We start from the raw sequence: 12,725 nt of genomic DNA on the forward strand, positions 1-12,725 counted from the left end.
ATCCCCCACTGTGCCGCGACCCCGCGGTCGGCAAGAATCAAAGCCACAACGAAACGCTGGACCTTCCTTGCCCTTGGCTACCTTTACAGCCGCTGCCGTGTACAGAACATAAAAAACATCGATCTCACGTCGCAATCCGGGGAAACAACCATGGTCACGATGAAACGCATTTTGGGTGTCACCGTGTGTGGGCTGACGCTGCTGGCCAGCGCGGTACACGCCGAGCAGCGCGAGCTGCGGGTCTACAACTGGGCGGATTACATCCTGCCGTCGGTGCCCAAGGATTTCGCCGCGAAGACTGGCATCAAAGTGACCTGGGACACCTTCGACACCAACGAATCGCTGGAGGCCAAGTTGCTCACCGGCAACTCCGGCTACGACCTGGTGGTGCCGTCGAACCAGTTCATTGACACCCAGATCAAGGCCGGCGTGTTCCAGAAACTCGACAAGTCGAAACTGCCGAACTGGAGCCACCAGGATCCGGCGCTGCTCAAGTTGCTCGACGCCAACGATCCGGGCAACCAGTATGGCGTGCCCTACATGTACGGCACGGTGCTGATCGGTTTCAACCCGGCCAAGGTCAAGGCAGCGCTCGGCGACAACGCGCCGGTGGACAGCTGGGATCTGGTGTTCAAGCCGGAGAACATGGAGAAGCTCAAATCCTGCGGCGTAGCGATGCTCGATTCGCCGTCGGAAATCCTCCCGCTGGCCCTGCATTACCTCGGCCTCGACCCGAACAGCCAGAACCCGGCCGACTATGAAAAGGCCAAGGACCTGATGCTGAAGATTCGCCCGTACGTGACCTACTTCAACTCGGCCAAGTACATGACCGACATCGCCAATGGCGACATCTGCGTGGCCATCGGCTATTCCGGCAGCTTCTACCAGTTCGGTAACCGCGCGAAAGAGGCGGGCAACGGTGTGGTGGTTGACTGGCGCCTGCCGAAGGAGGGCGCGCCGATCTGGTTCGATACTTTCGCGATTCCGAAGAGCGCGAAGAATGTCGAAGAGGCGCATGAATTCCTCAACACCTTGCTCGATCCGAAAGTCATTGCGCCGATCAGCGACTTCCTCGGCTACCCGAACGTGAACAAGGACTCGATGCCGCTGGTGAACAAAGACATCACCGGCAACCCGAACCTGACGCCGACCAGCGAAGCGCTGAAAACCCTGTACGTGGTCCAGCCACTGCCGCAAAAACTCGAACGCGTACGCACGCGGGTGTGGACCAGCATCAAATCCGACAAGTAGCCGCACACCCTCTGGAGGAGTGAGCCTGCTCGCGAGGGCGTCGGGTCAGTCAACATGGATGCTGAATGTGCCGGCCCCTTCGTGAGCAAGCCCACTCCCACCCTTTGATCTCGGCCAGCCCCGGATCCTCCATCCACCAACTATCACCTGTGGGAGCGGGCTTGCTCGCGAAGGCGTCGGGTCAGTCAACATTGATGCTGAATGTGCCGGCCCCTTCGTGAGCAAGCCCACTCCCACCTTTTGATCTCGGCCAGCCCCGGATCCTCCATCCACCAACTATCACCTGTGGGAGCGGGCTTGCTCGCGAAGGCGTCGGGTCAGGCAACATGGATGCTGAATGTGCCGGCCCCTTCGTGAGCAAGCCCACTCCCACCCTTTGATCTCGGCCAGCCCCGATCCTCCATCCACCGACTATCACCTGTGGGAGCGGGCTTGCTCGCGAAGGCGTCGGGTCAGCCGACACCTTTATTGAATGCCGCACCGCATTGTGAGCAGGCTCACTCCTACAGGTTTTGTGGCGCGTTTTTACTCATCACCAGACTCAACAACACCGACCCCAGAATCACTCCGCCCACCACCGCCAGTGACCATTCCACCGGCATGTGAAACCAAGGCATCAGCGTCATCTTGCCGCCGATGAACACCAGCACAATCGCCAGTCCGTATTTGAGTAGATGAAAGCGGTCGGCCATGTCTGCCAGCAGGAAGTACAGCGCGCGCAGGCCCATGATCGCGAAGATGTTCGAGGTGAACACGATGAAAGGGTCGGTAGTGACCGCGAAGATCGCCGGGATGCTGTCGACCGCGAACATCAGGTCGCTGGCTTCGATCAGCACTAGTACAAGGAACATCGGCGTCGCCCAGCGCACGCCGTTCTGCCGCACGAAAAAGCGTTCGCCATGAAAGCCCTGAGTGATCCGCATGTGCCCGCGCACCCAGCGCAGCAACGGGTTTTTATCGAGGTCCGGTTGTTGCTCGGCGAACATCAACATCTTGATCCCGGTAAAGATCAGAAATGCGCCGAAGGCATACAGCAGCCACTCGAACTGCGACACCAGCCAAACCCCGGCGAAGATCATCGCCGCGCGCATCACGATTGCGCCGAGCACGCCGTAGAGCAGCACCCGGCGTTGCAGTTCCGGTGGCACCGCGAAGTAGCTGAAGATCATCACGAAGACGAACATGTTGTCGATCGACAGCGACTGCTCGATCAAATAACCGGTGAGGAATTCCAGTGTCTTGCGCTGGGCAATCTCGGCGCCGAACTCGCCGTGCAGATACCACCAGAGCAAACCGGCAAAGGCCATGGCCAGTGCGCACCAGGCGATCACCCAACAGGACGCTTCCCGCACTGAAACGCGGTGCGCCTTGCGTCCGCCGAAGACGAACAGGTCCAGCGCAAGCATGGCGAGGACGAAGACGATAAACGCGCCCCACATCCATGGTTCGCCGATATTGATGTTGGTGGTTGGCATGGCTGGCTCCCTGGTTTTTTTTGAATTAGGGTCAGGCAGGGCCATGCTAGCGGCGAGTTTGGTTGTAAGAAAAATCGCTTATTTCTGATGGATAGTTCGGGAAAAGCGAAGTGTCGTAATCAGGGAGGGGGAATAGCCGCGGCGGGGATTGAGACCTTTTGCGGCCTCAATCCCGTCCGTGTTCGCTTACTTGCCGGCAGTCAGCGCCGGAGTGCGCGGCGGCACTTGACGCTTCGAGCCAGTCGCCTCAAACGCCGAGGCCAGACGCAACAGGTTCGAGTCATCGTAGGCACGACCGGCGAAGGTCAGGCCGACCGGCATGCCGATGTCGGCCATGATGCCCATCGGCACGGTGACGGTCGGAACGCCGAGGTGACGGATCGCCAGGTTGCCGTTGGCGACCCAGACGCCATTGCTCCAGGCAATGTCTGCCGATTCCGGATTGATATCGGCATCCGCCGGGCCAACGTCGGCGTTGGTCGGGAACAGCACCGCGTCGAGTTTCAGCGTATCCATCCAGTCTTCCAGATCGAGCTTGCGGGTCTTTTCCAGGCCGCGCAGGCCGTCCGGCAGGGTCGGGATCTGGTCCCACGGGGTGATGCCGCGTTGGGCCATGCGCACGTATTCGTCCATGCCGGCGGCCAGGTCGCCCTCACGGTTGGGCAGGGTGCCCGGGTCGTGCGGGAAGATCTTCGGCCCGTCGACATCGGCCAGGCGATTGAGCTTCGGATCGCCGTTGGCGCGCAGGAAATCATCGAACGCCCAAGCCGACAAGTCCCACAGTTCATGATGCAGGAACTCCTTGGAGACGATGCCGCGATTGAACACGGTCGGTGCGCCCGGACGATCGCCTTCGCAGTTGGAAACCAGTGGGAAGTCCACTTCGATGACTTCGGCGCCGGCCGCTTCCAGCGCGGCGCGGGCCTGTTTCCACAGGTCGATCACTGAGGGACGGGTGTTGATGCGTTGCCCGGTCGGGCCGCCGATCCCCGGGGCTTCGCTGGTCCCGGCTTCGGGGTCGGCGTTGATGTACATCTTCGGCACGCCGAGGCGTTTGCCGGCCAGTGCATCGGGTTTCACTGCCAGCTCGGCGTAGGAGGCCGGGCGCACCGCGTCGACGCTCGGGATCGGCACCCACGGCTGCAGGCGCCACAGATCGCCACGGGTGTCAGGGTCTTCCGCGACCACCACGTCGAGCACTTCGAGCAGGTCGGCCATGGTTCGCGCGTACGGCACGACCACGTCCATGGTCGGCGTCAGCGGCCAGTTGCCGCGCACCGAAATCACCCCGCGTGACGGCGTGTAGGCGCACAAACCGTTGTTTGACGCCGGGCCGCGACCACTCGACCAGGTTTCTTCCGCCAGACCGAACGCCGAAAAACTCGCGGCAGTGGCGGTGCCGGCACCGTTGGACGAGCCGGAGGCAAACGGTGCGGTCAGGTAGGCCGCGTTGTACGGACTTTCGGCACGGCCATAGACGCCACGCTGCATGCCGCCATTGGCCATCGGCGGCATATTGGTCTTGCCCAGGCAGATCGCTCCGGCGGCACGCAGGCGTTCGATGGTGAAGGCGTCGCGATGCGCCACCAGATCGGCGAATGCCGGGCTGCCTGAAGCTGCGGTCAGACCCTTGACCAGATAGCTGTCCTTGGCGGTGTAAGGGATGCCGTCGAGCGGGCCGAGGGTTTCGCCCTTGGCGCGGCGTGCATCGGACGCCTGGGCCTCTGCCAGTGCTTCGGGATTGCGTACGACCACGGCGTTCAGTGCAGTGGCGGTGTTCGGGCCGTCATAGGCGTCGATCCGGGCCAGATAGGCCTGCACCAGTTCAACCGCGGTGGTCTGGCCGGCTTCGAGCGCCGCGCGTAATTGAGCAATGGAGACTTCAGTGACTTCGATCATGCTGTTACCGCCGACAGGTTCGCTAAAGGGGTGGGTCATTATGGTTATGGTCGAAACGCATAGAGAATTTCGTATGGACGAAACTCTACCCTGAACTTTGCCGAATGGCATGTGCTAATTCGATAAATATCGACAAAACTCAGCGAAAAAATTCTCCCGGCGTCTCGCCAAACTGTTGCCGGAACGCAGCGATGAAGGCCGAGGTCGAGTCATAACCGCAGGCCAGAGCCACGTCGGTGACGCGTTCGCCACGTTCCAGCGGGGTCAGAGCGCCGAGCAATCGCAAGCGCTGACGCCAGGCACGGAAGGTCAGGCCGGTGTCACGTAAAAACAGGCGGCTGAGGGTTTTTTCGGTGACGCCGAATTTGTCGCTCCAATGGTGCAGCGTGGTCTGCTGTTCCGGATGTTGCTCCAGGCTTTGATAGATCTGTCGCAGACGGCTGTCCTGGGGCAGTGGCAGCATCAGGTCGATCTGCGGCGCCTCGGCCAGTTGATCGAGGATCACCTGGGCCAGGCGGCCATGCGCGCCGCGCTCATCGTACTCCACCGGAACCAGACTGAACGCGCGAATCAGCTCGCGCAACAGGTCGCTGACGCCCAACACATGACAACGTTCAAGCGCCCAGCCGGCCACGCTGCAGTCGATGTACAGGCTGCGCATTTCCGTGTGCGGCGAGCTGAACACACGGTGCGGTACGCCCGCCGGAATCCACACCGCGCGCTCCGGTGGGGCAACGAAGCGCCCAGCGCCGGTCTGCACTTCGAGCACACCCTGAATCGCGTACGACAATTGCACCCACGGGTGACTGTGGCGCCGGGTCAGTGCACGATTGGGCAGAGATTCGGTGCGCCCGTATAGCGGACGCGGCAGGCTGGGCAGTCCGGGAATGCTGCGCCGGAAGCTTTTCTCATGTCCTTTAGGCGGCATCTGTTGGCTCTTCGGCGTTAGTCGGTAATTCCCACTCACGTTAGAGTCGCAATCACGTACTGGCAACCCCCGGATGAGCAAACCATGACCCGCCCAAGATTCCTGCCCGACAACTTCACCCTGACCCTGATCAGCGTCGTGCTGCTGGCCAGTTTCCTGCCGGCCAGCGGGCAGGTCGCGGTGGGATTTGGCTGGCTGACCAACATTGCCATTGCGCTGCTGTTCTTCCTCCACGGCGCCAAACTTTCGCGTGAATCAATCATTGCCGGCGCCGGCCACTGGCGCCTGCACCTGTTGGTGTTCGGCCTGACCTTTGTGCTGTTCCCGATCCTCGGCCTGGCATTGAAACCGCTGCTGTCTCCGCTGATCGGCGACAAGCTGTACATGGGCATGCTCTACCTCTGCGCGTTGCCCGCCACCGTGCAGTCGGCGATTGCCTTCACCTCGCTGGCCCGGGGCAATATTCCGGCAGCGATCTGCAGTGCGGCGGCCTCGAGCCTGTTCGGGATCTTCCTCACGCCGTTACTGGTGACCCTGCTGTTGAATGTACACGGCGATGGCGGCTCGACCCTCGATGCAATTCTGAAGATCAGCGTGCAACTGCTGCTGCCGTTCATTGCCGGGCAAATCGCTCGCCGCTGGATCGGTGCGTGGGTCGGACGCAACAAGAACTGGCTGAAGTTTGTCGATCAGGGTTCGATTCTGCTGGTGGTTTACAGCGCGTTCAGCGAGGCGGTCAACGAAGGCATCTGGCATCAGATTCCGGTGGTCGATCTGCTGGGGTTGGTGGTGGTCTGCTGCATCCTGCTGGCGCTGGTGCTGCTGGCGTCGACCCTGCTGGGCAAGGCGTTCGGCTTCAGTCAGGAGGACCGCATCACCATTCTGTTCTGCGGCTCGAAAAAGAGCCTGGCCACTGGCGTGCCGATGGCGCAGGTGTTGTTTGCCGGCAGCACCATCGGCGTGTTGATTCTGCCGCTGATGCTGTTCCATCAGATTCAGCTGATGGTCTGTGCGGTGCTGGCGCAGCGTTATGCCAAGCGGCCGGAATCGGTGCCGGAGTTGATGGCGCAAGTTGATCCATAAACACTGCTTCCCTGTAGGAGCTGCCGAAGGCTGCGATCTTTTGACTTTTAAGATCAAAAGATCGCAGCCTTCGGCAGCTCCTACAGGGGATTTTGTTGTGTCAATCCTGAGTAACGTGTTTCGGCCCGGCCAGTGCCCAGGCAATCAGGCCAAACAACGGCACGAACACGATGGCGATAATCCACACGCCTTTGTTGCTGCCTTTACCGGCGCTTTTGCGCACCCGGTTGATCGCCCACAATTCAATGAGCACAAGAACGACGGCGAGTACGATCCAGACGGGTTCAATTTGCATGGGCTACCTCCTGATGGTCTTTCAGTTAGGTGAGCCTCGGCGCGCAGGGTTCATTTAAATTGCGCCACTGCCTCCGGAATACTTCACCGCCGCGGCTGCCCGCGACGGCACATTGAGTGTGCGCAACAACGACGACACATGGATGCGCACGGTGAACGGCGAAATATCCAGTTCCCGAGCGATTTCCTTGTTGGTCTTGCCTTGGGCGATCAGCCGCAACACATCTTGCTGACGCGGGGTGAGGGCGGTGCCGGTCTCCAGCGGCAACAGCCCGGAAGGCGCAAACCTGACCAGCACTTCGCCTTCACGGATCGCCAGAATCGCCTGGCCGATCTCATCCGGGGCGATGTTCTTGCCGATAAAACCGTCGATGCCGGCCGCCATCACTTCACCGATCAGCGTCTCGTCGTCGACCATCGACACCACGATCAGCGTGGTGCGCGGCAGTTTTCGGCGCAGCTCGGCGAGTTGGCTGATGCAGGTCAGGCCAGGGAAGCGCAGGTCGAGAATCAACGTGTCCGGCTCGTTGCCACCAGGCAGCAAGGCCAGCACGGCGTCGAGGTCCCCGGCTTCTTCGATAGTTGCTTCGGGCAGCAGGCGCTGCACGGTGTGCCGCATGGCTTCGCGAAACATCGGGTGATCGTCGGCTATGATGATGCGGCATGTCATGGCGTGACCCTCCCTGGATCAGTGTTGTTTATGGCATGCACCATAGCACCGCGCGCCAGGGTCGCCTGTCGATTGGTGTTGAATCTGACGACTGTTGCACAAGGACGTTGCCCATGAAGTTCGAGAAAAACACCGAACTCGACCAGGCCAATCTGCGGATCATCATCGCCAGCATCGCCATGGTTTACATCGGCGTGCTCGGTGTGCTGCCGGGTCAGCGCTTCGATACTTATCTGCCGGTAGTGACTTACATCTTCGTGTTTCTGCTGGTGTCGGTCGGCTTGCGCCAGGCCATTGCGCGCTGGCCCGGGCATTACCCGGCGCGGCGGATTTTCGGCATGGTCCATGATTACACCGGCACCTGTTTCGGCCTGGTGCTCGGCGGTGAAGCGGCGTTGCCGCTGTACGCGGTGATCATCTGGGTCAATCTGGGCAACGGCATGCGCTACGGCTCGCGCTATCTGGCGATTGCCACCGGTCTGGCGCTGGTGGCGCTGCTGGCGGTGTATCGCTTGACGCCGGTGTGGCAGGCGCAACCGTTCATGGTGTTGATGTTGATGCTCACCAGCACGGTGATCCCGTTCTACGCGCACTTGCTGCTGGAGCGCACGCGCAAGGCGTCGGAAGAAGCCGTCGCGGCCAATCTGGAAAAGTCGCGGTTTCTCGCCCAGGCCAGTCACGATCTGCGTCAACCGATTCACTCCATCGGTCTGTTTACGGCGTGCCTGCGCGAGTCGCGGCTGGGCGAGCAGGAGCGGCAACTGGTCGACAACATTGACCGTTCGCTGCTCAATGTCTCGCAGTTGTTCCGTTCGATTCTCGACCTTTACACCCTCGACAACGGGCGCATTCTGCCGAGGCTGCAGGTGTTCAATCTCGGCGAGTGGCTGGCCGACCTGATCCGCCAGAACGCCGAGGCCGCGCGCTGGGCCGGCGTGGAGTTGCGTCTGCGCCCGTGCAAACACTGGGTGCAGAGCGATCCGGCATTGCTCGCGACCATGGTGCAGAACGTGCTCTCCAACTGCTTCAAGTACGGCGCGCAACGCCCGGTGCTGATCGGCGTGCGCAAACGCGGCGCCGGGCTGGCCATCGTGATTTATGACCGCGGCAACGGCATTGCCGAGGAGCACCTGCCGAGGGTCTTCGAGGAGTTTTATCGGGTGCGTCAGGTACGCGACAAAGACGTGGAAGGCGTCGGCCTCGGGCTGTCGATCGTCAAGCGTCTGGGGCAGTTGATTGGCGTCGATGTCGCGTTGCGCTCGCAGCTTGGGCGCGGCACGGCGGTCACGCTGTATGGCTTGCCGCTGGCCATGGCACCCCAGTTGCCGGTCAATCGTGACGATGTGCGGCAGGCCGGCCTGTTGACCGGGCTGAAGGTGTGTCTGGTGGAAGATGACCGCAACGTGTTGCTGGCGACGTCCGCGCTGCTGAAGCGCTGGGGCTGCGTGGTGCAGGGCGAGTTGAGCGGGCAGGGTCTGGTCACCGATTGCGACATCATCGTCGCCGATTACGATCTGGGAACGCATTCCACGGGTATCGAGTGCATTGACGCTGTGCGGCGCCAGCGTGGTTTTGCGGTGCCGGCGATGATCATCACCGGGCATGACATCGAGAAAATACAGGCGGCCTTGCACGACCGCCAAATTGCCATCCTGTCCAAACCGGTACGCCCGGCCGAGCTGCGCGCGACCTTGCGAACCCTGCGCGACCGGCAAACCGAGCCGGTCGCGCAGGTCTGATTTCAACGCTTGCAGAGGTAGTCCTGAGTGATGGTGGTTTGCAGGCAGTTGAACTGGCCCATGGTGCGGCAGATATTTTTCTCCGAACCGGTCACCTCGGCGTTCTTGTAGCCCCAGGTCTTGCAGCGCTCCATCGCGACAGTCAGGCCTTGCGCGGCGTTGGTCTGGCCGCTTTCAAACTGGCCCAATTCATAGGAGACCTGAACCACGCCGTCGTTCTTGCTGCCGCCGGTGGCTTCCCACTGTTTGGGCGTGGCGCAGCCGCTCAGGGCGAGCGCGGTGAGGGTGAGAGTTGCGATCAGGGTTTTCATGATGGAACGTTGTCCTTTACCGGGGATGAGGAATTACTGGAACGGAATCGGCGAGGCGCCTTTCGGCAGGCACGACAGTGGCGGGCTCATGATGCCCATGCTCGCCACGGCGACAATCGCGCCGCTGGGCAACTCGCAGTTGTATTCGCCGGCCGGGGTGTAGGCGGTGTAGTAGGTGAGGGTGCTGTCGCTGCGGATGTTGTCGATTTTCGACACCGGTTTACCGATGACCGTCTGGGCGCGTTCTTTCATGCTGGCTTCGGTGGGCTTGGCGGTCTGGCAGCCGCTGGCGCCAAGCAGCAGAGCGCTGACGATGGCCACTCTGCAGAGGTTGGAATGCAGTTTCATGGTGTTTCTTCCTTGGTGTTGTTCTGATTTCCAGGCACAACGATCCCGCGCACTGCACAGCGGCAATGTTGGGGAGCATCGGGGGTTGCGAGGGAATATAACGCCGGGTGGCGGGGCGGTCGATTAGCACAAATGTGCTAGTGCGACCCGAGGCGATAGTCGTTTAGCTTCCTTGCAGGCCGGTGCAAAAAAGGAAATCAGTCTAAAAACACTGAGGCGGATCTTGTGGCTTTTGCTAGGCTCAAGGATGTAGGCGAAGACGCAGACTGATGCGCAAGCGGATAGCAAGGGGACGTGGGGCGCGTTCCGAAAGGTACACGGTTAGAAAGATCTCCGCGCTGAGATCCAGCCCTTATGCCGTGTGAGGCAGCAGAGCACCGCTCTTTTTCCATGGTTGCTTTTGTACTGTGAGAGGCCCGATAAACCTTGTAAGCCAGAGACCAGCACTGGCCGCCTACTCGAACACCAAAGCCCGCATTGCTGCGGGCTTTGTCATTGTTGCAGGATCAGATTTTCGTCAGTGCGTGCGCCAGATCGGCGCGCAGGTCTTCGAGATCCACCGAAAAACGCACAATGCCATCGCCGATATCCAGTTTTGCCGGGGTTCAATTGGGATCAGGCAAAACGGCCGGAGCTGTTGTCAGTGACGGAACCGATGGCGAAGTTGATCCCCGACGCTTTTATGCCTCGCTGAAAGGGATCTCGCCGTAGCGACGGAATGCGAAATCATTAAGACGCCGCGAGTGATGCGTTGAATGAGAGTTTATAGACTGTTGCTCGGACATTATCCTGCTCTCACGATTCTGGTTGCCGGTGACACTCATACTAAAAGGAATCTGTTCGAATGCTGAAAGAGGAAAAAAAGGACGCGATTTTTATTTCCTATGCGTGGGGTGGGTCGCTGCAGCAAAAGGAATGGTTACGCCAGCGCATTATCGAGCCTCTTGATTGGAAATATCGAGTGTTCTGGGATCGGGACAGTATTGGATTCGGTGAATCGATCGACAACGTCATTGCCCGTGCGCTAGAGCAACGGCCGATCAATGTGTTTTGTATTTGTGACAGCGACTATCTGGTCGCAGCGCAGCGGGTCAACTCTGGCTTGCATCGAGAACTGCAGATGCTGACGCAAATCGCTGATCACGTTGGCGTCAGGATCATTCCATTGATTTTCGACGCCGATAGCTCAGCGGACTTGCCAGAGCCGCTGGCAGGCAGGGCTTACCTGAATGTTCATCCGTTACATGAGCGCGGTTTGGACTTGAGCTCTTTATTACTCGGTGTAGCTGACGGAGCGACGCAGGCACAAGTGAGCACCAATATTGCGGAAAGGCTCAAGGCATATGATCTGCGCCAGCGGGCCAACGCTTATTTCAGGCGTCAGAACATGGAGTTATGGGGGACTGCACGTACTCATGAAGTGCGGGTGTTTCAAACTGGGCAGCAACCGCGATTGTTACTCCCGGCTCAGTGGATGTGGGATAGCGACGAGTGGGGGGGCATGCTGGGTGACGATAATCCGACGTATTGCCCTTCAAAAGGACGCTGGCATTGGGATTACTTTAGTCCGTCGCGAGGCATGTGTGCGCTGGGAACCGCGACCATGTCGGCGTTTTTTCCGGATCGTGAAAGCTCGGGCGACCAAGCAATGCTGACTTCGGCTGGTGCGATTCTGGCCAGAAGCGTATTCGCCATGACTTATAAGACTGAGTCGTTCAATCTCGCACCTGCCGAACTGATCAATATCCTTCTCAACGACGCCGAAGGCTACGCAGCGCTAGAACATCTGGTGTAATCGAATACATAGCCGGCCGCCCGCTATTTTCCGGAAAGAGTGTCCTGTTGGGGGGCTGGTCGCTGAGGGGCAGACAATGTCGATTGCGTGCTCGCTGTCTCGGGCGGCGAGGGTGTATTTGGAGACACCAATGGATAGATCGCAAAAGCGAGTCCAAAAATACCGATAAAAAATCCGCCTGTCGTGTAGTACTTCTGTTGCTTTCGTTCTTTGTCGTTTACGGCGAGCAGTTCACGTATTTGGTTGGCTAACGGTTCCATGGACTGTGCAGGGGTCGTCAACTGCTCTCGCAGGCGCTCAAGGTGGATTCTTATTTCCTTGGGCATTCCCTCGAAAGGCTCCGTCTCTTTCATCTGTGCGATATAGCTTTCTACCAAATCTCTGTGTGCACTCAACTCGGTGTTTCTTCCTGTCAGTATTTCCCTGAGCAGTCGTTGCAGAATCCAATAGATGCGCTCGTTCCTGACCTGGCGAGAAGCGGCAATTTGCAGGATTTGCGGCCATGAAGGCTGGCTGATTTTGATGGCCAGAATCAAGTCTTCGTTGAAATCCTTCTCCCATTTTGATTTGAAATAGTCTTCAAGTGCAGACGTCAGAACCCAGGCAAGAAACATGAATGCACAAATGATTACGACGAAACTTATAGCGATTGCTATCCAGGTTTGCATGAACACTCCATTTTCATTGCGCAGATATAAAGTAAATAGACTTGGGATTTCGAGCCGGATCTGTGAATAGCGCGACGTGCCTGGGGCATATTCCGCCGACCAGTGATTCTGCCCGGAGGCAAGGCTAAGTGCCACTATTTCCGCATGGTGGCCTGCAATGCTTGGTTCAAAGTGCAACATTGAATGGTTGCAAGGAGAGGTTTGTTCGTACTGTGAGAGGCCCGATAAACCTTGTAAGCCAGAGACCAGCACTGGCCGCCTACT

Annotated in this window: 12 protein-coding genes; 4 read left to right on the forward strand and 8 right to left on the reverse strand. The window is 59.4% G+C overall.

Annotated features, from left to right (window positions below; all coding sequences use genetic code 11):
- Positions 1–150 precede the first annotated feature (150 nt).
- Entirely contained in the window at positions 151–1,251 is a 1,101-nt protein-coding gene (locus JFU48_RS19640) for a polyamine ABC transporter substrate-binding protein (protein ID WP_201137380.1), read from the forward strand.
- Positions 1,252–1,754: 503 nt separating this feature from the next.
- On the opposite strand, the gene JFU48_RS19645 is transcribed toward JFU48_RS19640, so the two are convergent.
- The 3 genes from JFU48_RS19645 to JFU48_RS19655 all read right to left on the reverse strand — a co-directional run bounded on the left by JFU48_RS19645 (position 1,755) and on the right by JFU48_RS19655 (position 5,553).
- Positions 1,755–2,726 (reverse strand): TerC family protein, encoded by a 972-nt coding sequence (locus JFU48_RS19645; RefSeq protein ID WP_103520841.1) that lies wholly within the window; start codon positions 2,724–2,726, stop codon positions 1,755–1,757.
- Positions 2,727–2,912: 186 nt separating this feature from the next.
- The gene (locus tag JFU48_RS19650; protein WP_201137381.1) at positions 2,913–4,625 is read right to left on the reverse strand and encodes an amidase; all 1,713 of its coding nucleotides are present in this window, start codon (positions 4,623–4,625) and stop codon (positions 2,913–2,915) included.
- Between the two features lie 139 nt (positions 4,626–4,764).
- Positions 4,765–5,553 carry an AraC family transcriptional regulator gene (locus JFU48_RS19655; RefSeq protein ID WP_103483296.1) on the reverse strand — a complete coding sequence of 263 codons (789 nt, stop codon included), beginning with the start codon at positions 5,551–5,553 and terminating at the stop codon, positions 4,765–4,767.
- A gap of 84 nt (positions 5,554–5,637) precedes the next feature.
- Between JFU48_RS19655 and JFU48_RS19660 the strand changes: the two genes are divergently transcribed.
- Positions 5,638–6,636 (forward strand): bile acid:sodium symporter family protein, encoded by a 999-nt coding sequence (locus JFU48_RS19660; protein ID WP_103483297.1) that lies wholly within the window; start codon positions 5,638–5,640, stop codon positions 6,634–6,636.
- Between the two features lie 100 nt (positions 6,637–6,736).
- On the opposite strand, the gene JFU48_RS19665 is transcribed toward JFU48_RS19660, so the two are convergent.
- Complete coding sequence (locus tag JFU48_RS19665; RefSeq protein WP_003225742.1) at positions 6,737–6,931, reverse strand: PLDc N-terminal domain-containing protein; 195 nt, start codon at positions 6,929–6,931, stop codon at positions 6,737–6,739.
- Between the two features lie 54 nt (positions 6,932–6,985).
- On the reverse strand, positions 6,986–7,600 hold the full coding sequence (locus tag JFU48_RS19670) for a LuxR C-terminal-related transcriptional regulator (RefSeq protein ID WP_201137382.1): 615 nt from the start codon (positions 7,598–7,600) through the stop codon (positions 6,986–6,988).
- A gap of 113 nt (positions 7,601–7,713) precedes the next feature.
- On the opposite strand from JFU48_RS19670, the gene JFU48_RS19675 reads away from it, so the two are divergent.
- A complete protein-coding gene (locus JFU48_RS19675) occupies positions 7,714–9,339 on the forward strand; it encodes an ATP-binding response regulator (protein ID WP_201137383.1) in 1,626 nt (541 codons plus the stop codon).
- Positions 9,340–9,341: 2 nt separating this feature from the next.
- Here JFU48_RS19675 and yecR read toward each other — a convergent pair whose 3' ends face one another.
- Complete coding sequence (gene yecR / locus JFU48_RS19680) at positions 9,342–9,650, reverse strand: YecR family lipoprotein (RefSeq protein WP_003225737.1); 309 nt, start codon at positions 9,648–9,650, stop codon at positions 9,342–9,344.
- Between the two features lie 33 nt (positions 9,651–9,683).
- Complete coding sequence (locus JFU48_RS19685) at positions 9,684–9,998, reverse strand: hypothetical protein (RefSeq protein ID WP_003225735.1); 315 nt, start codon at positions 9,996–9,998, stop codon at positions 9,684–9,686.
- Positions 9,999–10,842: 844 nt separating this feature from the next.
- On the opposite strand from JFU48_RS19685, the gene JFU48_RS19690 reads away from it, so the two are divergent.
- A complete protein-coding gene (locus JFU48_RS19690; RefSeq protein WP_103486692.1) occupies positions 10,843–11,793 on the forward strand; it encodes a toll/interleukin-1 receptor domain-containing protein in 951 nt (316 codons plus the stop codon).
- A gap of 23 nt (positions 11,794–11,816) precedes the next feature.
- Here the strand turns inward: JFU48_RS19690 and JFU48_RS19695 are convergent, their stop codons facing one another.
- Positions 11,817–12,641 carry a hypothetical protein gene (locus tag JFU48_RS19695; protein WP_146774695.1) on the reverse strand — a complete coding sequence of 275 codons (825 nt, stop codon included), beginning with the start codon at positions 12,639–12,641 and terminating at the stop codon, positions 11,817–11,819.
- Between the last annotated feature and the right edge of the window lie 84 nt (positions 12,642–12,725).

It is taken from the genome of Pseudomonas sp. TH49, from assembly GCF_016650625.1.
GTDB classification, from domain to species: Bacteria; Pseudomonadota; Gammaproteobacteria; order Pseudomonadales; family Pseudomonadaceae; genus Aquipseudomonas; species Aquipseudomonas fluorescens_H.

Bases quoted from the DNA above. Each gene is read 5' to 3' on its own strand.
- JFU48_RS19640 (WP_201137380.1), top strand. From the start codon at position 151: ATGGTCACGATGAAACGCATTTTGGGTGTCACCGTGTGTGGGCTGACG.
- JFU48_RS19645 (WP_103520841.1), bottom strand. From the start codon at position 2,726: ATGCCAACCACCAACATCAATATCGGCGAACCATGGATGTGGGGCGCG.
- JFU48_RS19650 (WP_201137381.1), bottom strand. From the start codon at position 4,625: ATGATCGAAGTCACTGAAGTCTCCATTGCTCAATTACGCGCGGCGCTC.
- JFU48_RS19655 (WP_103483296.1), bottom strand. From the start codon at position 5,553: ATGCCGCCTAAAGGACATGAGAAAAGCTTCCGGCGCAGCATTCCCGGA.
- JFU48_RS19660 (WP_103483297.1), top strand. From the start codon at position 5,638: ATGACCCGCCCAAGATTCCTGCCCGACAACTTCACCCTGACCCTGATC.
- JFU48_RS19665 (WP_003225742.1), bottom strand. From the start codon at position 6,931: ATGCAAATTGAACCCGTCTGGATCGTACTCGCCGTCGTTCTTGTGCTC.
- JFU48_RS19670 (WP_201137382.1), bottom strand. From the start codon at position 7,600: ATGACATGCCGCATCATCATAGCCGACGATCACCCGATGTTTCGCGAA.
- JFU48_RS19675 (WP_201137383.1), top strand. From the start codon at position 7,714: ATGAAGTTCGAGAAAAACACCGAACTCGACCAGGCCAATCTGCGGATC.
- yecR (WP_003225737.1), bottom strand. From the start codon at position 9,650: ATGAAAACCCTGATCGCAACTCTCACCCTCACCGCGCTCGCCCTGAGC.
- JFU48_RS19685 (WP_003225735.1), bottom strand. From the start codon at position 9,998: ATGAAACTGCATTCCAACCTCTGCAGAGTGGCCATCGTCAGCGCTCTG.
- JFU48_RS19690 (WP_103486692.1), top strand. From the start codon at position 10,843: ATGCTGAAAGAGGAAAAAAAGGACGCGATTTTTATTTCCTATGCGTGG.
- JFU48_RS19695 (WP_146774695.1), bottom strand. From the start codon at position 12,641: ATGTTGCACTTTGAACCAAGCATTGCAGGCCACCATGCGGAAATAGTG.